The sequence below is a fragment of the Pseudomonas benzenivorans genome, from assembly GCF_033547155.1.
Taxonomy (GTDB): Bacteria; Pseudomonadota; Gammaproteobacteria; order Pseudomonadales; family Pseudomonadaceae; genus Aquipseudomonas; species Aquipseudomonas benzenivorans_B.
Genome location: NZ_CP137892.1, coordinates 709,413 through 730,843, shown reverse-complemented (window position 1 = coordinate 730,843; position 21,431 = coordinate 709,413). Strand labels below are relative to the sequence as shown.

Annotated in this window: 18 protein-coding genes and 2 tRNA genes; 5 read left to right on the top strand and 15 right to left on the bottom strand. The window is 65.2% G+C overall.

Annotated features, from left to right (window positions below):
• The first annotated feature begins 16 nt into the window (after nt 1–16).
• The 5 genes from SBP02_RS03395 to SBP02_RS03375 are packed head-to-tail and all read left to right on the top strand — an operon-like array spanning nt 17 to nt 5,420.
• On the top strand, nt 17–2,938 hold the full coding sequence (locus tag SBP02_RS03395) for a DUF748 domain-containing protein (protein WP_318645008.1): 2,922 nt from the start codon (nt 17–19) through the stop codon (nt 2,936–2,938).
• A gap of 10 nt (nt 2,939–2,948) precedes the next feature.
• On the top strand, nt 2,949–3,242 hold the full coding sequence (locus SBP02_RS03390) for a DUF2845 domain-containing protein (protein WP_318645007.1): 294 nt from the start codon (nt 2,949–2,951) through the stop codon (nt 3,240–3,242).
• 56 nt (nt 3,243–3,298) lie between these two features.
• On the top strand, nt 3,299–3,598 hold the full coding sequence (locus SBP02_RS03385) for a DUF2845 domain-containing protein (protein ID WP_318645006.1): 300 nt from the start codon (nt 3,299–3,301) through the stop codon (nt 3,596–3,598).
• Between the two features lie 58 nt (nt 3,599–3,656).
• Nucleotides 3,657–3,944, top strand: a complete 288-nt coding sequence (locus SBP02_RS03380; protein WP_318645005.1) for a DUF2845 domain-containing protein — start codon at nt 3,657–3,659, stop codon at nt 3,942–3,944.
• A gap of 21 nt (nt 3,945–3,965) precedes the next feature.
• Complete coding sequence (locus tag SBP02_RS03375; RefSeq protein ID WP_318645004.1) at nt 3,966–5,420, top strand: rhomboid family intramembrane serine protease; 1,455 nt, start codon at nt 3,966–3,968, stop codon at nt 5,418–5,420.
• A 27-nt stretch (nt 5,421–5,447) separates the two neighbouring features.
• Here the strand turns inward: SBP02_RS03375 and SBP02_RS03370 are convergent, their stop codons facing one another.
• The 15 genes from SBP02_RS03370 to ftsH form a co-directional block, all read right to left on the bottom strand.
• Nucleotides 5,448–6,863 (bottom strand): tetratricopeptide repeat protein, encoded by a 1,416-nt coding sequence (locus SBP02_RS03370; RefSeq protein WP_318645003.1) that lies wholly within the window; start codon nt 6,861–6,863, stop codon nt 5,448–5,450.
• Nucleotides 6,864–7,006: 143 nt separating this feature from the next.
• Nucleotides 7,007–9,112: a polyribonucleotide nucleotidyltransferase gene (pnp, locus tag SBP02_RS03365; protein ID WP_318645002.1), complete on the bottom strand. Its 2,106-nt coding sequence runs from the start codon at nt 9,110–9,112 to the stop codon at nt 7,007–7,009.
• A 174-nt stretch (nt 9,113–9,286) separates the two neighbouring features.
• Nucleotides 9,287–9,556, bottom strand: a complete 270-nt coding sequence (rpsO, locus tag SBP02_RS03360; RefSeq protein WP_318645001.1) for a 30S ribosomal protein S15 — start codon at nt 9,554–9,556, stop codon at nt 9,287–9,289.
• 150 nt (nt 9,557–9,706) lie between these two features.
• Nucleotides 9,707–10,624, bottom strand: coding sequence for a tRNA pseudouridine(55) synthase TruB (gene truB, locus SBP02_RS03355; RefSeq protein ID WP_318645000.1), 918 nt, complete (start codon nt 10,622–10,624; stop codon nt 9,707–9,709).
• 3 nt (nt 10,625–10,627) lie between these two features.
• The gene (gene rbfA / locus SBP02_RS03350; protein ID WP_318644999.1) at nt 10,628–11,020 is read right to left on the bottom strand and encodes a 30S ribosome-binding factor RbfA; all 393 of its coding nucleotides are present in this window, start codon (nt 11,018–11,020) and stop codon (nt 10,628–10,630) included.
• 110 nt (nt 11,021–11,130) lie between these two features.
• Nucleotides 11,131–13,614 carry a translation initiation factor IF-2 gene (gene infB / locus SBP02_RS03345; protein ID WP_318644998.1) on the bottom strand — a complete coding sequence of 828 codons (2,484 nt, stop codon included), beginning with the start codon at nt 13,612–13,614 and terminating at the stop codon, nt 11,131–11,133.
• A 26-nt stretch (nt 13,615–13,640) separates the two neighbouring features.
• Entirely contained in the window at nt 13,641–15,122 is a 1,482-nt protein-coding gene (gene nusA, locus SBP02_RS03340) for a transcription termination factor NusA (protein WP_318644997.1), read from the bottom strand.
• A gap of 66 nt (nt 15,123–15,188) precedes the next feature.
• Complete coding sequence (gene rimP / locus SBP02_RS03335; protein ID WP_318644996.1) at nt 15,189–15,647, bottom strand: ribosome maturation factor RimP; 459 nt, start codon at nt 15,645–15,647, stop codon at nt 15,189–15,191.
• Nucleotides 15,648–15,776: 129 nt separating this feature from the next.
• A tRNA-Met gene (locus SBP02_RS03330) sits at nt 15,777–15,853 on the bottom strand.
• A 97-nt stretch (nt 15,854–15,950) separates the two neighbouring features.
• Nucleotides 15,951–16,036, bottom strand: a tRNA-Leu gene (locus SBP02_RS03325).
• 27 nt (nt 16,037–16,063) lie between these two features.
• Complete coding sequence (gene secG / locus SBP02_RS03320; RefSeq protein WP_318644995.1) at nt 16,064–16,447, bottom strand: preprotein translocase subunit SecG; 384 nt, start codon at nt 16,445–16,447, stop codon at nt 16,064–16,066.
• A 4-nt stretch (nt 16,448–16,451) separates the two neighbouring features.
• A complete protein-coding gene (gene tpiA, locus SBP02_RS03315; protein ID WP_318644994.1) occupies nt 16,452–17,207 on the bottom strand; it encodes a triose-phosphate isomerase in 756 nt (251 codons plus the stop codon).
• A gap of 65 nt (nt 17,208–17,272) precedes the next feature.
• The gene (glmM, locus tag SBP02_RS03310) at nt 17,273–18,610 is read right to left on the bottom strand and encodes a phosphoglucosamine mutase (protein ID WP_318644993.1); all 1,338 of its coding nucleotides are present in this window, start codon (nt 18,608–18,610) and stop codon (nt 17,273–17,275) included.
• 19 nt (nt 18,611–18,629) lie between these two features.
• Nucleotides 18,630–19,481 (bottom strand): dihydropteroate synthase, encoded by an 852-nt coding sequence (gene folP / locus SBP02_RS03305; protein WP_318644992.1) that lies wholly within the window; start codon nt 19,479–19,481, stop codon nt 18,630–18,632.
• An 8-nt stretch (nt 19,482–19,489) separates the two neighbouring features.
• Entirely contained in the window at nt 19,490–21,403 is a 1,914-nt protein-coding gene (ftsH, locus tag SBP02_RS03300) for an ATP-dependent zinc metalloprotease FtsH (RefSeq protein ID WP_318644991.1), read from the bottom strand.
• Between the last annotated feature and the right edge of the window lie 28 nt (nt 21,404–21,431).

Genomic DNA, 21,431 nt, shown 5'->3' with positions numbered 1-21,431 from the left:
GAACAGTTGCCGCTTCATGTACAAAGGATTGAAACGCGCCGTCGGCGCCCTGTTGATCGCCAGCGTCCTCTACAGCCTGCTGGGCTTCCTCATCCTGCCCGGCATCGCCCTGCGCATCGCCAACCAGCAGCTGGCGCTGTACGCCACCCAACCCGCCCGGGTGGAACGCCTGCAACTCAACCCCTTCAGCCTGGAACTCAGCCTGTGGGGATTGCGCATCGGCGAGTCGGGCCAGGAGCAACTGGCCTTCGAGCGTCTGTACGCCGACCTGCAACTGGACAGCCTGTGGCGCGGCGTCCTGCACCTGGCGGCCATCGAGCTGGATAAGGGCCATGGCGAGGTGCGGCTGGCCCGGGACGGCACCCTCAACCTGAGCCAGCTGTTCAAGCTGCCGCCCCCTCAGGAGCAGCCCCCCGAAGAGCCGGCCGCCGCCCCCTTCCCGCTGCGCATCGAGCGACTGCGTCTGAGCGAGTCGAGCCTGCGCTTCGAAGACCTGCGACCCGGCGAGCCGGTGGCGCTCGCCTACGACTCGCTCGACCTGGAGCTGCGCAATCTCAGCACCCTGCCAGGCGGCAGCGCCGACATGCGCCTGGTCGCCAGCGGCCCCCAGGGCGCGCGAATCGACTGGCAAGGCCAGCTCAGCCTGGCCCCCCTCGCCTCCAGTGGCCAGTTGCGCGTCTCCGGCATCCGCCTGCGCACCTTCTGGCCCTATGTGCGCCAAGCCGTGCCCCTGGCCCTGGAAAGCGGCGAGCTCGACCTGAACACCGACTATCGCCTGAGCCTGGCCCAGGGCACCGAATTGCAACTGAGCAACGCGGCCGTCGGCGTAGCCTCCGTGGCCCTGGCCGCCCCGGACGGCAAGCCGCTGCTGCGCCTGGAACGCTTGGACATCGACGAGACCCGCGTGGACCTGGGCAAACGCCAGGTCGTGGTCGGCAAGCTGCGCAGTCGCAACCTGGAAACCTGGGCCGCCCGCGAAGCCGACGGCCAGCTGGACTGGCAGAAGCTGCTGGCAGGCCAGCCCGCCACTGCGCCATCCTCGCCGCGCCCCGCTGCTGCCGCCGAGCAGGATGCGCCAGCGGCCGCGAGCAAGGCCACCCCGGAACCCGCCTGGCAGGTGCTACTGCGCGATGTGCAGCTGCGCGAGTACCGGGCCCACCTGGCCGACCGCGTACCGCAGCAGCAGGTGGAACTGGAGCTCGGCCCCCTCGCGCTCGACCTGAGCGACTTCGACAGCCGCGGCACCTCGCCCTTCGTCCTCGAGCTGGATACCGGACTGGGCAAGCAGGGCCGACTGCAGGCCGAGGGCCAGGTGCAGCTGAGCCCCACCACGGCCAGCCTGAAAGTCGCCAGTCGCGATATCGACCTGCGCCTGGCCCAGGCCTACCTCAGCCCTTACCTGCACCTGGAACTGCGCAGCGGCCAGCTCGGCAGCGACCTGCAGGTCGAGCTGGCCGGCCTCCAGCCGCTGAGTTTCAGCATTCGCGGCCAGGCTCAGATCAACCAGCTGCACAGCCTCGACACAATCAAGGAGCGCGACTTCGTGCGCTGGCAGCGCCTCGACCTGGATGGCCTCGACTACCGGCACGGCGACAGCCTGAACATCGACAAAGTGCGCCTGCACCAACCCTATGCACGCTTCATCATCAACGAGGACCTGAGCACCAACCTCAACGAACTGCTGATCGCTCAGCCAGAAGCCCCAGCCGCCGCAGCGACGCCCGCCGGCAAGGCGCTGGGCATTCGCATCGGCGAGGTGAGCATCGCCGACGGCTCGGCCAACTTCGCCGACTTCAGCCTGACCCCCAACTTCGCCACCGCCATTCAGCAGCTGGACGGCCGTATCGGCACCCTCGACAGCCGTAGCGCCAAGCCGGCCAGCGTGACCCTGAACGGCAAGGTCGACCGCTACGCGCCGATGAGCGTCGAGGGCAGCCTCAACCCCTTCGACCCGCTGGACAGCCTGGATATCGCCACCCAGTTCAAGCGGGTCGAGCTCACCACCCTCACCCCCTATTCAGGCAAGTTCGCCGGCTACCGCATCCGCAAGGGGCGCCTCAACCTGGACCTGCACTACCGCATCAGCAAGGGCCGGCTGCAGGCCGAGAACAGCGTGGTGGTCGAGCAGCTGCAACTGGGCGAGAAGGTCGACAGCCCCAGCGCGGTGGATCTGCCGGTACGCCTGGCCGTCGCCCTGCTCAAGGATGCCGATGGCCGGATCGCCCTCCAACTGCCGGTCCAGGGCGACCTCAACAACCCCGAGTTCAGCGTGATGCCGATCGTCTGGAAGACCCTGCGCAACCTGGTGCTGCGGGCCGCCCAGGCGCCGTTCAAGTTCATCGGCGGCCTGGTCGGCGGCGGCGCCGACCTGGACCTGAGCAACGTGCCGTTCGCCGTCGGCAGCGCGCAGCTCGATGCCGACGCCCAGGCCACCCTGGATACCCTGGCAGGCGCGCTGAACGAACGCCCGGCGCTGCGCCTGGAGGTCGAGGGCCTGAGCGCCCAGGACAGCGATGGTCCGCCACTGGCCGAACAACGCCTGCAGCGCGAATACCAGAACACCTACTACAAGATCCTCCAGCGCCGCGGCGAAGCCGTACCGGACGAACCGGCCCAGCTGCAGGTGCCCGAGGACGAGAAAGCCGCGTTGCTCGAAGGCATCTACCGGGCCCGCCTGAAACAGCAGCCCCCTGCCGAATGGCTCGAGCTGAACGCGTCAGAGCGCGCCGCCAGGCTGCGCGACGCCGTGCTGCAGTCCTGGGCCCAGAGCAAGCTGCTGCAACGCCAACTGGCCCAGGCCCGCGCCGCCGCCATCAAGGACTACCTGGTCGAGCGCGGCGGTCTGGCCGACACGCGCATCTACCTGCTGGATGTCCGCCTGGGCCAGGCCCAGGCGGACGGACGAGTGGCCACCCCCCTGCACCTCGATAGCGAATAAGCTGAAGCCGATGATCATGAAAGCCTTAAGCCTGGCCCTGCTCATGGGCTGCGCCGCCCTCGCCCAGGCCGACACCCTGCGCTGCGGCAGCCAACTGGTCAGCCTCGGCGACCGCAGCTTCGAGGTCGAGCAGAAATGCGGCGAGCCGGCATTTCGCGATCTGGTCGGCTACACCCTGGGCCCCTACGAGCGGCGCGAGTTCAAGATCGAGGAGTGGGTCTACGGCCCCAGCAACGGGGTGCTGAGCATTCTCACCTTCGAGGGCAACCGCCTGACCCGCATCGAACGGCGACGCCAGCGCTGACGTCCACCCTGCCAGGGTATAGGCTGAAGCCTTCCAAGCCGTTCCCGGTGGCCCCGATGAAAGCCCTCATCCTCATCCTCGCGCTAGGCCTGTCGACTTCGCTCGTTGCCGCCTCGACCCTGCGTTGCGGCAGCGCCCTGGTCAGTCGCGACGACAGCGCCGCCGAGGTCCTCGACAAGTGCGGCGAGCCGCGCAGTCGCGACTTCCTCGGCTACCGCGAAGTGGTGGACTACTACGGCTTTCGCAGCGAAGTAGCGGTGGAAGAGTGGACCTACGGCCCGCGCAACGGCATGTACCACTTCCTGCGCTTCGAGGGTAATCGCCTGGACAGCATCGACAGCGAGCGCGGCAACTGACAAGCGCCGGTGCGCCTGCTAGGCTCGCCGCTTTGCCCCGGAACAAGGAAGCTCCACCATGCGCCGAATCGGTCTGTTCACCACCCTGCTCTTGAGCGTCACCTGCGCCCAGGCCTCCCTGCGCTGCGAACATGGCATCGCCGACAAGGGCGACCGCACCAGCGAAGTCCAGGCCAAGTGTGGCGAAGCCGCCAGCCGCAGCCTGGTCGGCTATACCCAGAACGCCGACGGCAACCAGGAACTGCCGATCGAGGAGTGGGTCTACGGCCCGCGCAACGGCATGTACTACTACCTGACCTTCCAGGGCGGTCGCCTGCAGCGCATCGACAGCCAGCGCGGCAACTGACGCGGGCGGGGCCATCAGCACATGCTCATCCTGCCTGCCGAACACCCGCTGGACTGGAAGAAACCGCCGGTCGTCACCCTGCTGCTGATCCTGCTCAATGTGCTGATCTACTTCGGCTACCAGGGCGGCGATCAGGCGCGCGAGGCGCAGGCGATCCAGACCTACCTCGACGGCGGCCTGCTCAACCGCGAGCGGACGCTGTTTCTCGAGTCCTTCAGCGAGCGCCGCGAGCTGGATGCCGAGCAGCGGCGCTACGTCGACGCCATGCGCCGCAGCGACCTGGCCCGCCTGGTGCTCTACGACCTGCAGTTCGAGAGCCGCCTGCACCACAACCCCGACTACCTGGCCGATTCGGCCTGGCAGGCCGCGCGCGCGCAGGCGGAAGCGGCGCGCGACCGTATCAGCAGCATGCGCTTCGGCTTCATCCCGGCCCGCTTCAGTGTCGAGGGGCTGTTCGGCGCCATGTTCCTGCACGGCGACTTCGGCCACCTGGCCGGCAACATGCTGTTCCTGTTCATCTTCGGCTTCGCCCTGGAAATCGCCCTGGGCCGCTGGCTGTACCTCGGCCTCTACCTGCTCAGCGGGGTGGCCTCGCACCTGCTGTGGTGGATCATGGACCCGGTCTGGGTCTGCGGCGTCGGCGCCTCCGGGGCCATCTCCGGTTTGATGGGCATGTACCTGGGGGTCTACGGCCTGCGCCGGATCAACTTCTTCTACTGGCTGGGCCCGCTGTTCGGCTACTTCCGCGCGCCGGCCCTGTGGATCCTGCCGGTGTGGCTGGGCAAGGAGTTGTACGGCCTGCTGCTGGCCGACGACAACGTCAACTATTACGCCCACCTCGGCGGCCTGGGTGCCGGTTTCCTCACGGTCTGGCTGCCGCGTCTGGGCGGCAAACTGCGGGTCGATGAGGCCTACCTGCACAAGGAAGACCCGGACGCGCCTTTCAAACGCGAACTGGAGAGCCTGGACCGCGCGATCGGCAACTTCGCCCTCGACCAGGCCGCCAGCCGCGGCCGGCAACTGCTCGAGCGTCACCCCGGCCGCCTGGAGCTGCTCGAGCGCCTCTACCCGCTGGCCCATAGCCGTCAGGACAAGGCCCTGCTCGGCGACGTGCTACGCCAGCTATTCACCCTGCCGCAGCAGGCCGCCAGTTTACCCCTGCTGCAGCGCCTGGCCGAAGACAGCCGGGCGGCCGGCCAGCCCCTGCTGCAGCACCCGGCCGTGCAGCTGCACCTGCTGCGCCACCTGCTGCAGGCCGAGCAGCACGCCTTGGCCCTGGCCGCCTGGCGCCGTCTCAGCCGCGCCGCCCAGCAGCCCGCCGAACTGCCGGCGCTGACCCTGCGCCTGGGCAAGCTACTCGGCCGCCAGCAGGACATGGGCGGCCTCGCCGAGCTCGGTCAGTTCCTCAGTCAACGCTACCCAGAGGCCGAGCAGACCGTACAACTCGGCCTGCTCCGGCGCCACCTGGCACGCTGAGCAGCACGGCCCCTGGGCACAGGGCCGTCAGGACGACTCGGTCAGCTTGCCCAGGGTCGCCTCCAGGGCGGCGACGTCCCCCAGCAGAGGCGATTGCGGGTAGCGCGTCCGGATGAAGGTCAGCAGCCTCTGCGCCGGACCGAGCTGTCCCAGGCCTTCGGCAAACCCGCGGCTGGCCAGCAGGTAGGCCCGGGGAATATGCGGGTAGTCGGGAAAGCGCTGGTGCAGGTTGCGCAACAGGCTCAGGCCTTCCCGGGTCTTGTGCCGCTGCAACAGCGCCTCGGCCACCCTCTCGCAGACCAGGGCATCGTCGGGCAGGTAGTCGGCCCCGAGCTGGCGCGCATTGAGCACGGCCGTCGCCGCCAGCGCCGGATTCAGCCGGGCAGCCAGTGGCAGATAATGCGCCAGGTGACGCAAGCAGCGCTCGCGGGCATTGAGGCCGAACAACAGCTGATGGAAGCGCTCGTTGAGCTTGAGGTCGTCGGCGTCACGTTCCAGGGCCTTGGCCAGGGTTTCCAGGGCCTGGCCGCTCTGGCCTTCCTTGAGGCGTACTTCCGCCTCGGCCAGGGCGCGCCGGCGCAGATACTCCGGGGCCGGATAGGCCGCAGAGGCGTTTTCATCGGCGATCACATAGCCCAGGGCGCCCTGATACTGGAATACCGCATAGCCCATCATGGCGCACATCACCACGCCGAAATAGCCGAACAGGAAGGCGGCGACCGGCATCAGCACCACTCGCGGCAGGCCGCTGGAGAGCATATAGGTGACCCAGCTCGGCGACTGCCAGAGGATGAACAGGAAGGCGCAGAGGATCAGGTAGCGCCAGCCCATGGCCCCCATCACCTGGCCGATCTGCTCCGGGCTCAGCGCCGCGCCCAGCTCCTTGTCCAGCGCCAGGCGGATGATGCTGGCCGGCAATGCCAGCAGCAGGCCGATATTCACCGCCCAGTACAGCGCCTCGCTGTCGAAGTCGGCGGCCAGCCACAGCACGGCGAAGGCGATCAGAAACACCGCCAGCTGCTTGAAGAACAGGCTGAAGCCCTCGCCGCCGAAGGCGCTGGCCAGGCTCGGGGCCTGCCGGTCGGCCTGGCTGCTGGCCTCGATCACGCTGTGGAAGTACTTGGTCGCCACGCTGAACAGCAGGATCCACAGCACTATCCAGCGCGGCATGAACAGGCTGGCCAGGGCCAGCAGGGCGGCGAACGCCAAAGGGCCGCCCTGCAGGGCGTAGACGAAGAATGCGGGGATACGCTCCCAGAACGGCTGGGCCGTGTTGGCTGCGCCGAGAAACTGCAAGCAGCCGGCGCACAGGGGGCAAGTAGGGGTTTCGTCCGGGGCATCGGCATTCAAGGGAATGCAGCAGTTGCCATAGGCACGCTGGCAGGGCGGGCACTGCCAGGTGGCCGGTTGCGCCGGATGGTAGCGGCAGAGGGTCTTATCCATAAGCGATATGTCCTGATGCGGTTCACGGCGGCCGCCAGAGGCCACGGCACTGCGCGGGCCGGCCCCTGCAGCGGCGCTATTGTCCAGGCAAAAAAAGAGGGCCGCAATGCGGCCCTCTTTTTCAGCGTGGCAGTCGCCCGCTATCAGACACCCGAGGCCTCGGCCGCGGCGACGTCCTTGATCGACAGCTTGATCCGGCCGCGGTTGTCCACGTCCAGTACCAGGACCTTCACTTCCTGGCCTTCCTTCAGCACGTCGGTGACCTTCTCGACGCGCTGATCGCTCAGCATCGAGATGTGCACCAGGCCGTCCTTGCCCGGCAGGATGTTGACGAAGGCGCCGAAGTCGACGATGCGCTCGACCTTGCCGACGTAGATCTTGCCGATCTCGGCCTCGGCGGTGATAGCCAGCACGCGCTGCTTGGCCGCTTCCGCCGCTTCCTTGGTCTCGCCGAAGATCTTGATGCTGCCGTCGTCTTCGATGTCGATCGAGGCCTTGGTCTCTTCGCAGATGGCACGGATGGTCGCGCCGCCCTTGCCGATCACGTCGCGGATCTTGTCCTGGTCGATCTTCATCGCCAGCATGGTCGGGGCGTTGGCCGACAGCTCGCTGCGCGACTGGGCGATCACCTGGTTCATCTGGCCGAGGATGTTCAGGCGCGCTTCCAGGGCCTGGCCCAGGGCGATTTCCATGATCTCTTCGGTGATGCCCTGGATCTTGATGTCCATCTGCAGCGCGGTGACGCCCTTGGCGGTACCGGCCACCTTGAAGTCCATGTCGCCCAGGTGGTCTTCGTCGCCGAGGATGTCGGTCAGCACGGCGAACTTGTCGCCTTCCTTGACCAGACCCATGGCGATACCGGCCACCGGCGCCTTCATCGGCACACCGGCGTCCATCAGCGCCAGGGAGGCACCGCAGACCGAGGCCATGGAGCTGGAGCCGTTGGATTCGGTGATTTCCGAGACCACGCGGATGGTGTAGGGGAACTCGTCGGCGCTCGGCAGCATGGCCGAGACGCTGCGGCGGGCCAGGCGGCCGTGACCGATCTCGCGGCGACCGGCGCCCCCCATGCGCCCACACTCACCGACCGAGAACGGCGGGAAGTTGTAGTGCAGCATGAAGGGGTCTTTCTTCTCGCCTTCCAGGGTGTCGAGCAGCTGGGCGTCGCGGGCGGTGCCGAGGGTGGCGACCACCAGGGCCTGGGTCTCGCCACGGGTGAACAGCGCCGAACCGTGGGTCTTGCCCAGTACGCCGACCTCGATGGCCAGCGGGCGCACGGTGCGGGTGTCGCGGCCGTCGATACGCGGCTGGCCGTTGACGATGTTCTCGCGCACGGTGCGGTACTCGATCTCGCCGAAGGCGTCCTTGACCTCGCCGGCGCTCGGCTGACCTTCCTCGCCGGACAGCTTGGCCACGGCCTGGTCACGCAGCTCGCCCAGACGGTTGTAGCGGTCCTGCTTGACGGTGATGGTGTAGGCCTTGGAGATTTCCGCGCCGAACTCGCCACGGATGGCGTCCAACAGTGCGGTGTTCTCCGCCTTGGGCTGCCAGTCCCAGGTCGGCTTGCCGGCTTCGGCCGCCAGTTCCTTGACCGCCTGGATCACCGACTGGAACTCCTGGTGGGCGAACAGCACGGCGCCCAGCATCTGGTCCTCGGTCAGCTCCTTGGCTTCCGACTCGACCATCAGCACGGCATCCTCGGTGCCGGCCACGACCATGTCCAGGCTGGAGGCCTTGAGCTGCTCGTAAGTCGGGTTCAGCAGGTAGCCGGTGCTTTCATGGAAGGCCACGCGGGCGGCGCCGATCGGGCCATCGAAGGGAATGCCGGAGACGGCCAGGGCGGCCGAGGTGCCGATCATCGCGGCGACGTCCGGGTCGGTCTTCTTGCTGGTGGAGACCACGGTGCAGACGACCTGCACTTCGTTCATGAAGCCTTCCGGGAACAGCGGGCGGATCGGCCGGTCGATCAGGCGCGAGGTCAGGGTTTCCTTCTCGGAAGGACGGCCTTCGCGCTTGAAGAAGCCACCGGGGATCTTGCCGGCGGCGTAGGTCTTCTCCTGGTAGTGCACCGACAGCGGGAAGAAGCCCTTGCTCGGGTCGGCGGTCTTGGCACCGACCACGGTCACCAGCACGCTGACGTCGTCGTCGACGGTGACCAGCACGGCGCCGGAGGCCTGACGGGCGATACGGCCAGTCTCGAGGGTAACGGTCGACTGACCGAACTGGAATTTCTTGATTACCGGGTTCACGGTGTTTTCCTTCTCTCTGTTGCCTTTGGGGAAATCTGGATAGTGCAAAATTCGTGGGCAGTTACGGGAGTCGGACCCGAGCCTGTCCAAAATGCGCCGGGCTGAAACGCAAAAGCTGGAAGTGGGGGCCAGCCCCACTTCCAGCTTCGGCATTCAGCTACGCGTAAGCATTGCTTAGCGACGCAGACCCAGACGACCGATCAGGGTGCTGTAACGAGTGGTGTCCTTACCCTTCAGGTAATCCAGCAGCTTACGACGCTGGTTTACCATGCGGATCAGACCACGACGGGAGTGGTGGTCCTTGCCGTTGGCCTTGAAGTGACCTTGCAGCTTGTTGATGTTGGCCGACAGCAGGGCAACCTGCACTTCCGGGCTACCGGTGTCGCCTTCAGCTTGCTTGTACTCGTTTACGATCTGGGCTTTTTCTTCAACGCTGAGTGCCATGGGGGCATCCTCTCAGTAAGGCAACTGCCGAAGCAGTCGCAATAGGCCGGGAATCGCTTCCCGTGTTTTTAAGTGAGGTATGACCGTGCCTATTAACAGCCACCCTCGATACACGCGGACCAGAGCCGAAACCCCAGGCCCGCGCTACGGTCATGCCGACCGAATCAAGCGACGCGGCGCGATGCGCCCGTCTTCGCTCACTTCACCGATACCGATGAAGCGGCCGTTGTGATCTTGCACCCGCACCATGCCGAACTTCGGCGCCTCGGGCGCGCGCACCGGCTGCCCCTGCAGCCAATAGAACGCACTGTGCTCGGAGAACTGCAGCAGCGGCCAGTGCTGCAAGCCGCTGTCCACCGGCAGCAGGAAGCGGTCCAAGGCCTCGTTGCCGCCTTCGGCGTGAGCCTGCTCCAACGCTTCCAGGCTGACCGTCTGCGCCAGGGCGAAGGGGCCGGCCTTGGTCCTGCGCAACTCGGCGACATGGGCGCCGCAGCCGAGCAGCTGACCGAGGTCTTCGACCAGGGTGCGAATATAGGTGCCCTTGCTGCAGTCCACCGCCAGGCGCGCCTGCTCCGCCTCGCAGTCCAGCAACTCCAAGCGCGCAATAGTAACAGAACGCGGCTCGCGCTCCACTACTTCGCCGGCACGCGCCAGCTTGTACAGCGGCTGGCCGTCGCGTTTGAGGGCCGAGTGCATGGGCGGTATCTGCCTGATCTCGCCGCGAAACTGCGGCAACAGCGCCTCGATATCGGCACGACCGACGGTCACCGCGCGGCGTTCGAGCACTTCCCCCTCGGCATCCCCGGTGCTGGTGGTCACCCCCAGCTGCATCAGGGTTTCATAGCCCTTGTCGGCATCCAGCAGGTACTGGGAGAACTTGGTCGCCTCGCCGAAGCACAGCGGCAACACGCCGGTGGCCAGGGGGTCGAGACTGCCGGTGTGTCCGGCCTTCTCGGCATTGAGCAACCAGCGCACCTTCTGCAGCGCCGCGTTGGAGCTGAAGCCGCGCGGCTTGTCCAGCAGGATGATGCCATTGACCTGGCGACGTACACGTTTTACCTGGGCCATCGGCTACTCCTCGGTCTTGCCAGCGTCATGCTGGCTGTCTTCCGACATGGCACGATCGATCAGGGCCGACAGGTGGGCGCCACGACTGACGCTCTCGTCGTAATGGAAGCGCAGCTGCGGCACGCTGCGCAGCTTCATGGCCTTGCCCAGCTGCATGCGCAGGAAACCACTGGCGTCGTTGAGCACCTTGAGGCTCTGGGCCACCTGGTCGACGCCATCTTCGGCCGCCATCACGGTGATATAGATCTTCGCGTGGCCGACGTCGCGGCTGACTTCCACGGCGGTGATGGTCACCAGCCCCAGGCGCGGGTCCTTGACCTCACGACGGATCAATTGCGCCAGCTCGCGCTGCATCTGGTCGCCGATTCGCTGGGCCCGGCTATAGTCTTTTGCCATCTCTACTACCTTCCACTCGCCGCGACGCGTCGACGGCATCGGGCTCAAAAGCGGCAAACGCCCGGCCGCGCGAGAGCGGGGCCGGGCGCTGCATGTTGCGACTCGTCGCCTTAGAGGCTGCGAGCCACCTGGACTTTCTCGAACACTTCGATCTTGTCGCCGACCTTGACGTCGTTGTAGCTCTTCACCGCGATGCCGCATTCCATGCCGGCCCGCACTTCGGACATGTCGTCCTTGAAGCGGCGCAGGGATTCCAGCTCGCCCTCGAAGATCACCACGTCGTCGCGCAGTACGCGGATCGGACGGTTGCGGTGCACCACGCCCTCGACGACCATGCAACCGGCCACCGCGCCGAACTTCGGCGAGCGGAACACGTCGCGGACCTCGGCGATACCCAGGATGTTCTCGCGAACGTCGCTGCCGAGCATGCCGGTGAGGGCCTTCTTGACGTCTTCGATGATGTCGTAGATGACGTTGTAGTAACGCATGTCCAGCGCTTCCTGCTCGACGATCTTCCGGGCGCCGGCATCGGCGCGCACGTTGAAGCCGAACAGCACGGCGTTGGAGGCCAGCGCCAGGTTGGCGTCGGATTCGGTGATACCACCGACACCGCCACCGACCACACGCACCTGCACCTCGTCGTTGCCCAGACCGCTGAGCGAGCCCTGCAGGGCCTCGAGCGAACCGCGCACATCGGCCTTGAGGACGATGTTGAGGGTCTTCTTCTCGTCCTGGCCCATGCTCTCGAAGATGTTCTCCAGCTTGCCGGCGTGAGCCCGGGCCAGCTTGACCTCGCGGAACTTGCCCTGACGGAACAGGGCGACCTCGCGGGCCTTCTTCTCATCGGCCACCACGGTCATCTCGTCACCGGCATCCGGCGTACCGTCCAGGCCGAGGATCTCGACCGGGATCGACGGGCCGGCCTCTTTCACCGGCTTGCCGTTCTCGTCGAGCATGGCGCGGATGCGGCCATAGTTGGAGCCGACCAGGACCATGTCGCCCTGACGCAGGGTGCCGTCCTGTACCAGCAGGGTCGCCACCGGGCCACGGCCCTTGTCCAGACGCGATTCCACCACCACGCCGCGCCCAGGGGCGGTCGGCGTGGCCTTGAGCTCGAGGACTTCGGCCTGCAGCAGCACGGCTTCGAGCAGCTCGTCGACGCCGGTACCCATCTTCGCCGAGACAGGGACAAAGGGTGCGTCACCGCCCCACTCTTCCGGAATCACGTCCAGAGCGGCCAGGCCGTTCTTGATGTTGTCCGGGTTGGCCTCCGGCTTGTCGATCTTGTTCACCGCGACCACGATCGGTACACCGGCAGCCTTGGCGTGCTGCACGGCTTCCTGGGTCTGCGGCATGACGCCGTCGTCGGCCGCCACCACCAGGATGACGATGTCGGTGGCCTTGGCACCACGGGCACGCATCTGGGTGAACGCGGCGTGGCCCGGGGTATCGAGGAAGGTGACCATGCCGCGGTCGGTTTCCACGTGGTAGGCACCGATATGCTGAGTGATGCCGCCGGCCTCGCCCGCCGCCACCTTGGCACGACGGATGTAGTCGAGCAGCGAGGTCTTGCCGTGGTCGACGTGGCCCATCACGGTCACCACCGGCGCACGGGAGATCGCCTCGCCTTCGAACTTCAGGGACTCGGCCAGCTGCTCTTCCAGGGCGTTGTCGCTGACCAGCTTGACCTTGTGGCCCAGCTCTTCGGCGATCAGTTGCGCGGTTTCCTGATCCAGCACCTGGTTGATGGTCACCGGAGTGCCCAGCTTGAACATGAACTTGATCACTTCGGCGGCCTTCACCGCCATCTGCTGAGCCAGCTCGCCGACGGTGATGGTCTCACCGATCGCCACTTCGCGGACGATAGGCCCGCTCGGGCTCTGGAAGCCATGCTGATTGCGCTTCTTCAGCTTGGACTTGCCGCGGCCGCCACGACGGAAGCCATCGCTCTCCTCGTCGATGGTGCGCGGCGCGACGCGCGGGGCCGGCGCCTTCTCCTTGACGGTCGGGCGATGCTGGGTGGTCTTGCGCTCGCCACGACGATCGTCATCGCCACGCACCTTGTCGGCGCGACGCGGCTCTTCCTTCTTGCGCTCTTCCACCACCGGAGCGGCCACCGGCAATTCGACCACGGTCGCAGAAGCCGGCGCCGGGGCGCTCTCCTCGACCTTGGTGGAGGCCGCCTTGAGCTTGGCCTCTTCCTCGGCGCGACGCTTGGCCTCTTCCTCGGCCTTCAGGCGCGCCGCCTCGGCGGCTGCGCGCTGCTCGGCCAGCTCGCGCTGCTTCTCGGCTTCGATCTCTTCGGCGCTGCGCTTGACGAAGGTCTTCTTCTTGCGCACTTCGACGCTGATGGTCTTGCTGCCAGCCACCCGCAGGGTGCTGGTGGTCTTGCGCTGCAAGGTGATCTTGCGCGGCTCTTCGACCTTATCGCCGTGGCTGCTCTTGAGATGAGCCAGCAGGGCTTGCTTCTCGTTATCGGTGACAACTTGCTCGGCACTGCTGTGCGGCAAACCCGCCTCTCGCATCTGCTGCAGCAGGCGCTCTACCGGTGTGTCGACCACTTGGGCCAGTTCTTTCACCGTGACTTGCGACATGCATTTCTCTCCTCAGGCCGTAAAACTTACTCGAACCAGTGGGCTCGGGCGGCCATGATCAGCTTGCCGGCACGCTCTTCGTCGATGCCGTCTATGTCGAGCAAGTCGTCGATCGACTGCTCGGCCAGGTCTTCGCGGGTAACCACGCCGCGCACTGCCAGTTCCTGCGCCAAACCCTTTTCCATGCCCTCAAGAGAGAGCAGGTCTTCGGCCGGGTGGGCGTCTGCCAGCTTTTCTTCTGTGGCGATGGCTTTGGTCAGCAGGCGGTCCTTAGCCCGCGCGCGCAGTTCGTTGACGATTTCCTCGTCGAACCCCTCGATGCTGAGCATCTCTTCCATCGGCACGTAGGCGATTTCTTCCAGGCTGGTGAAGCCTTCTTCCACCAACACCTGGGCCAGCTCCTCGTCGACTTCCAGCTCGTCGATGAAGCGCTGCAGGATGTCGCCCGTCTCGGCCTGCTGCTTGGCCTGGATGTCCGCCTCACTCATCACGTTCAGCGTCCAGCCGGTCAGCTGGCTGGCCAAACGGACGTTCTGACCGCCGCGGCCGATGGCCTGGGCCAGGTTGTCCTCGGCGACGGCGATGTCCATGGCATGGGCATCTTCGTCGACGATGATCGCCGCCACTTCCGCCGGCGACATGGCGTTGATGACGAACTGCGCCGGGTTCTCGTCCCACAGCACAATATCCACCCGTTCGCCGCCCAACTCACCGGAAACCGCCTGCACGCGCGAACCACGCATGCCGATACAGGCGCCCTGCGGATCGATGCGCTTGTCCTTGGAGCGCACCGCGATCTTGGCGCGCGAACCCGGGTCGCGGGATGCCGCCATGACTTCGATCAGCTCCTCGGCGATCTCCGGCACTTCGATGCGGAACAGCTCGATCAGCATTTCCGGTGCGGTGCGCGAGAGGATCAGCTGCGGGCCGCGGTTCTCGGTGCGGATTTCCTTGAGCAATGCACGCAGACGCGCACCGACACGGAAAGTCTCGCGGGAGATGATGTCTTCACGGGCCAGCAGGGCTTCGGCGTTGTTGCCCAGGTCGACGATGACGCTGTCGCGGGTCACCTTCTTCACGGTGCCGGAGATGATCTCGCCCAGACGCTCGCGATAGGCCTCGACCACCTGCGCCCGCTCGGCCTCGCGCACCTTCTGCACGATCACCTGCTTGGCGGTCTGCGCGGCGATGCGACCGAACTCGATGGACTCGATCTTCTCCTCGAGCACATCGCCGACCTTGGCATTGGCTTCGCGCGCACGCTCCATGTCCGTGGTCAGCTGGTAGGCCGGGTCCTCGAACTCTTCCTCTTCTACCACTGTCCAGCAGCGGAAAGTCTCGTAGTTGCCGGTCAGGCGATTGATTGCCACCCGCAACTCGACTTCATCTTCAAAACGTTTCTTGGTCGCAGTGGCCAGGGCCAACTCCAGCGCCTCGAAAATCACGCCGGCCGGAACGCCCTTTTCGTTGGACACCGACTCAACAACCAGCAGTACTTCTTTGCTCATCGTACGCCTCGCCTTTCGCAATCCATTGGGATCCACGCAATCCGCGTACCCCGCGGGATCCGCGTCTCAATCAAACCGGGGGATAACATTGGCCTTGTCGATCGAGTCGATCGGCAACAGGAACTCGTGGTCATCCACCTGCACCACCACGTCCTGCTCCTCCACAGCGCGAAGGAGACCCTGAAAGTTGCGACGCCCTTCGAACGGCGAACGCAGCTTGATCTTCACCTGTTCACCGATATAGCTGGCGAACTGCTCCAGCGTGAACAGTGGTCGATCCATGCCCGGCGAAGACACCTCCAGGGTGTACTCCGCGCTGATCGGGTCTTCGACATCGAGGACGCCACTGACCTGCCGACTGACCTTCTCGCAATCGTCAATCAGAACGCCGTCGGCATGATCGATATAAATACGCAGCAGCGAATGCCGCCCTTGCGACAGGAACTCGACACCCCAGCATTGATAGCCGAGTGCCTCGACTACCGGGGCCACCAAGGCCTGCAACTGTTCTAGCTTGCTCGACACCTGAACCCCTCGCGCATGCTGTACAAATAAAAAATGGGCGAAACGCCCATCCCTTCGATTCGGCTCGACCGGCCGAAAAAACTGTCTCCCAGCTAGCAAAAAGCCCCTTGACAGGGGCTCCGCTACTACTGGTTGCGGGGGCTGGATTTGAACCAACGACCTTCGGGTTATGAGCCCGACGAGCTACCAGACTGCTCCACCCCGCGTCAAAGCTGGGGCCGAAGTATACGGCCGAACCCACAGAGGGGTCAACCGAAGCTCCAGCAACGAAAAGACCCGCATGTAGCGGGCCTTCTCGTAAATTGGTACCGAGGAGGGGACTCGAACCCCTACAGCCTATGGCCACTACCACCTCAAGGTAGCGTGTCTACCAATTCCACCACCTCGGCAAAATCGTTTGAAGCTAATTACCGCATTTACTGCTGCTCTGGAGCCTGAGGTACGTCCGCCGCTTCCGCCGCCGACTTCTGCTCTTCGAGCACCGGCACATCTTCAGCTGCCGGTCTTTCTTGCTGCACTTCCTCAACCGCCGGGGCTGGCAGCCCCACCTGGCTCAACACATCAGCTTTTTGATTAGCAAAGAACGCTAAGCCCAAGCTGGTTAAGAAAAAAGCGGTGGCAAGTATAGCAGTAACACGACTCAGAAAGGTAGAGGAACCTTGACTACCGAAAACGGTAGCAGAAGCACCCGACCCGAAAGACGCACCCGCATCGGCACCCTTACCCTGCTGCAACAGCACCAGCGCGACCACACCGATCGCACCCAGCAGATGAAGAACTACTACGACTGTTTCCAGCATGTTTTCAGTTTCCCGCGGCGCGACAGATCGCACCGAACTCATCCGCATTCAGAGAGGCTCCACCCACAAGCCCCCCATCTATATCCGGCATGCCGAACAGCTCGGCAGCATTGGCAGCCTTGACACTGCCGCCATAAAGAATTCTTACCTTACCCGCCACATCGGCATCCTGCGCCGCGAGCCGCGCCCGTATGGCCGCATGCACCTCTTGCGCCTGCTCGGGCGAGGCCGTCAGCCCGGTGCCTATCGCCCAGACCGGCTCGTACGCCACTACAGCGCGGGCAAACACCCCAACCCCCTGAGCATCGACAATCGCAGCCAGCTGACGCCCCACCACGACCAAGGTTTCACCCGCCTCACGCTGCGCCAGGGTCTCCCCCACACAGAGCACCGGAATCAAACCACAGGCTTGAGCCGCAACAAACTTGCGCACCACAACCTCATCGGACTCGCCCAGGGACAAACGGCGCTCCGAGTGCCCAACCAGCACCATCGCACAACCGGCCTCCCGCAACTGACTGGCAGCCACCTCGCCAGTCAGTGCACCCTGCTGGGGCTCGACCGCGCAATCCTGACCACCAATCACCACAGGCACCTCAGCCAGCCCCTCTACGACCTGCGCGATATGCAGGCAGGACGGAAAGACTGCCACCTCAGCATCACCCGACAACGACTGCCGGCGAAGACCTTCGATCAGCTCTGCGACGCTGGCGCGGGTACCGTGCATTTTCCAGTTACCAGCAACCAGGGGGCGACGCATGCTTTACCTCGTAGGTCAAAGAGGGCGCAGATGTTACCCAACAGCTCTCGGCCTGGCAAGCCGCATCAAGCACAAACTTCGGCAACAACTTTAGCCAATTCATCGGCATAGCCGCGCACCTGGCCCTCGTCGTCGCCCTCGACCATGACCCGCACCAGCGGCTCGGTACCGGATTTACGCAGCAGTACACGCCCACGCCCAGCCATGCGCTCGGTCACCCGCGCACTGGCATCCTGCACCGCCGGATGCTCGAGCGGGTCCTCGCCGCCAGCGAAGCGCACATTCACCAGCACCTGCGGGCACTTGCGCATGCCCTGGCGAGCCTCGGCCAGGCTCTGCCCCCGGCGCTTGAGCGCCAGCAACACCTGCAAGGCGGCGATGACCGCATCGCCGGTGGTGGTGTGCTGGAAACACACCAGATGGCCGGAGTTCTCCCCGCCGAGCTGCCAGCTCCGCGCGAGCAACTCGGCAATGACATAACGGTCACCGACCTTGGCGCGCACGAAGGGAATGCCCAGGTCGGCGCAGGCCAGCTCCAGACCGAGATTGCTCATCAGGGTACCGACCACCCCGCCGTGCAGCTTGCCTCGCTCCTGCAGGTCGCGGGCGATGATGTACAAGAGCTCGTCGCCATCGACCAGGGCGCCGGTGTGATCGACCATCAGCACCCGATCGGCATCGCCATCGAAGGCGATACCCAGATCGGCCTGCTGGGCGACCACCTCGGCCTGCAGCGCGTCCATGTGGGTCGAACCGCAGCCGTCGTTGATATTGAGCCCGTTGGGCTGCGCGGAAAGCACCGACACCTGGGCGCCGAGCTCGCGGAATACACTGGGCGCCACCTTGTAGGCTGCGCCATGGGCACAGTCGACCACCAGCTTCAGCCCGGTGAAGTCGGTACTGGTCGGCACACTGGCCTTGCAGAACTCGATGTAGCGACCGGCCGCATCGTTGATACGCGTTACCTTGCCCAGTTGCTCGGACTCGACGACGGTCATGGGCGCGTCGAGCAGCTCCTCGATCATCAGCTCCACTTCGTCAGGCAGCTTGGTGCCCTGGCCGGAGAAGAACTTGATGCCGTTGTCATGGTGCGGATTGTGCGAGGCACTGATGACGATGCCCGCCTCGGCATGGAAGGTGCGGGTCAGGTAGGCGATCGCCGGCGTCGGCATGGGCCCCAGCAGCATCACGTCGGCACCGGCCGCCAGCAGCCCGGCCTCCAGGGCCGACTCGAACATGTAGCCGGAAATGCGCGTGTCCTTGCCGATCAGGATGCGGCACTTGCCCTGCTTGCGAAACGCCATGCCGGCTGCCCAGCCGAGCTTGAGCATGAAATCCGGGGTGATGGGAAACTCACCGACACGCCCACGAATACCGTCAGTACCGAAATATTTTCTACCCATAACCAGACTTCCTTCTGAATTATTCGGCCGCTTCGACCGCGGCGATCATGCGCACCACGTCGACCGTTTCCGCCACGTCGTGAACCCGAACGATGTGCGCGCCCTTGGCCACGGCGAGCGCCGCCAGGGCCAGGCTGCCGTACAGGCGCTCGCCCACCTCGTGACCGAGCACCCGACCGATCATGCTCTTGCGCGAAACACCGACCAGCAATGGCCGCCCGAGTTCATGCAACGACTCCAGGCGCTTGAATAGACTGAGATTGTGCTCCAGGGTCTTGGCGAAGCCAAAGCCCGGATCGAGGATCACCCGCTCGGCGGCGATACCGGCCGTCGCACAGGCCGCCAGCCGCTCGGCCAGAAAACCGCGCACCTCGCACAAGATATCGGCATAGCTGGGACTCTGCTGCATGGTGCTCGGCTCGCCGCGCATGTGCATCAGGCACACGGGCAGGCCACTGGCGGCGACGGCCTCCAGCGCGCCGTCGCGCTGCAGCGAGCGCACATCATTGATCAATCCGGCACCCAGGCGCGCGGATTCGCGCATGACCGCCGGCGTCGAGGTATCCACCGAGATGATCACATCGAGCTCGGCGGCAATGGCCTCCACCACCGGCGCTACGCGCTCCAGCTCTTCGACGGGCGATACCGCGCGGGCACCGGGGCGGGTCGACTCGCCACCGACGTCGATCAGCGTCGCCCCGGCGCGCACCATCTCGGCCGCATGGCGCAGCGCCGCATCGCGCCGACTGAAGCGACCGCCATCGGAGAACGAGTCAGGGGTTACGTTGAGGATGCCCATCACCTGTGGACGGGACAAATCAAGAAACCGGCTGCCACAGGGCAGCCGGTTCGCATCTAAGGCTAGGGACATGTGCGACCTTAATGCTCGGCGGCGGGACCACCGATAGGTTTCTCGGAGCTATCCGCCTCGTCGGCCTTGGCCGAAGGCTTGCCCGCGCTATCGCCACCACCCCACCCCTTCGGTTCACGGGGCGTGCGACCGTTCATGATGTCATCGATCTGCTCGGCGTCGATGGTCTCGTACTTCATCAAAGCCTCGGCCATAGCGTCGAGCTTGTCGCGGTTTTCCTCCAGCAGGCGCTTGGCGGTGGCATAGCATTGATCGATGATGCTGCGCACCTCCAGGTCGATCATCTTCGCCGTGTCGGCGGAGACGTTGCTGTGCTGGGTGCCCATGCTGCGACCGAGGAACACCTCGCCCTCTTCCTCGACATACATCAGCGGGCCGAGCTTCTCGGACAGGCCCCACTTGGTCACCATGTTCCGCGCCAGCTGGGTGGCACGCTGGATGTCGTTGGACGCCCCCGTGGTGACCCCTTCGAATCCCAGGGTCATTTCCTCGGCGATACGCCCGCCGAACAGCGAACAAATCTGGCTGGTCAGCGCCCGCTTGCTCAGGCTGTAACGGTCTTCCTCCGGCAGGAACATGGTCACGCCCAGGGCGCGGCCGCGCGGAATGATCGACACCTTGTAGACCGGATCGTGCTCCGGCACCAGACGCCCGACTATGGCGTGACCGGCCTCATGGAACGCGGTATTGAGGCGCTCCTTCTCGGACATGACCATGGTCTTGCGCTCGGCGCCCATCATGATCTTGTCCTTGGCCAGCTCGAACTCCTTCATTTCCACCAGACGCTTGCCGGCGCGAGCGGCGAACAGCGAGGCCTCGTTGACCAGGTTGGCCAGGTCGGCACCGGAGAAGCCCGGGGTACCGCGGGCGATCACTGCCGGGTTGACGTCCTCGCTCATCGGCACCTTGCGCATATGCACCTTGAGGATCTGCTCGCGGCCGCGAATATCCGGCAGGCCGACCACCACCTGACGGTCGAAGCGACCGGGGCGCAGCAGCGCCGGGTCGAGCACGTCGGGACGGTTGGTGGCGGCGATGACGATCACACCATCGTTCATCTCGAAGCCGTCCATCTCCACCAGCAACTGGTTGAGGGTCTGTTCGCGCTCGTCATGCCCGCCGCCCATGCCGGCGCCACGATGACGACCGACCGCATCGATCTCGTCGATGAAGATGATGCAAGGGGCATGCTTCTTCGCCTGCTCGAACATGTCGCGCACGCGGGAGGCGCCGACACCGACGAACATCTCGACGAAGTCGGAGCCGGAAATGGTGAAGAACGGCACCTTGGCCTCGCCGGCCACGGCCTTGGCCAGCAGGGTCTTGCCGGTACCGGGTGAGCCGACCATCAACACGCCGCGCGGAATGCGCCCGCCGAGGCGCTGGAACTTGCCCGGGTCGCGGAGGAACTCCACCAGCTCGCTGACCTCCTCCTTGGCCTCGTCGCAGCCGGCGACATCGGCGAAGGTGGTCTTGACCTGATCCTCGGACAGCAGGCGTGCCTTGCTCTTGCCGAAACTCATGGGCCCGCCCTTGCCGCCCGCACCGCCCTGCATCTGGCGCATGAAGAACATGAACACGGCGATGATCACCAAGATCGGGAAGCTGGCCACCAGCAACTGGGTCCAGATGCTCTGCTGCTCCGGTTGCTTGCCGACGATCTCGACGTTGTTGTCGATCAGGTCCTTGATCAGGCCGTTGTCCTGAATGGCCGGACGCACGGTCTCGAAGGACGAGCCGTCGATGCGCACCCCGTTGATGATGTAGCCGTCAACGGTAACCCGCTGAACCCGGCCGTCCTGAACCTGCTCGATGAAGTCCGAGTAGTTGAGCTTATTCGTCTCGCTCGGGCTGGAGAAATTGTTCATCACCGTGACTAAAACAGCAGCGATGATCAGCCACAGGATCAGATTCTTTGCCATGTCGTTCAATTAGCTACCCTCTGAAGCA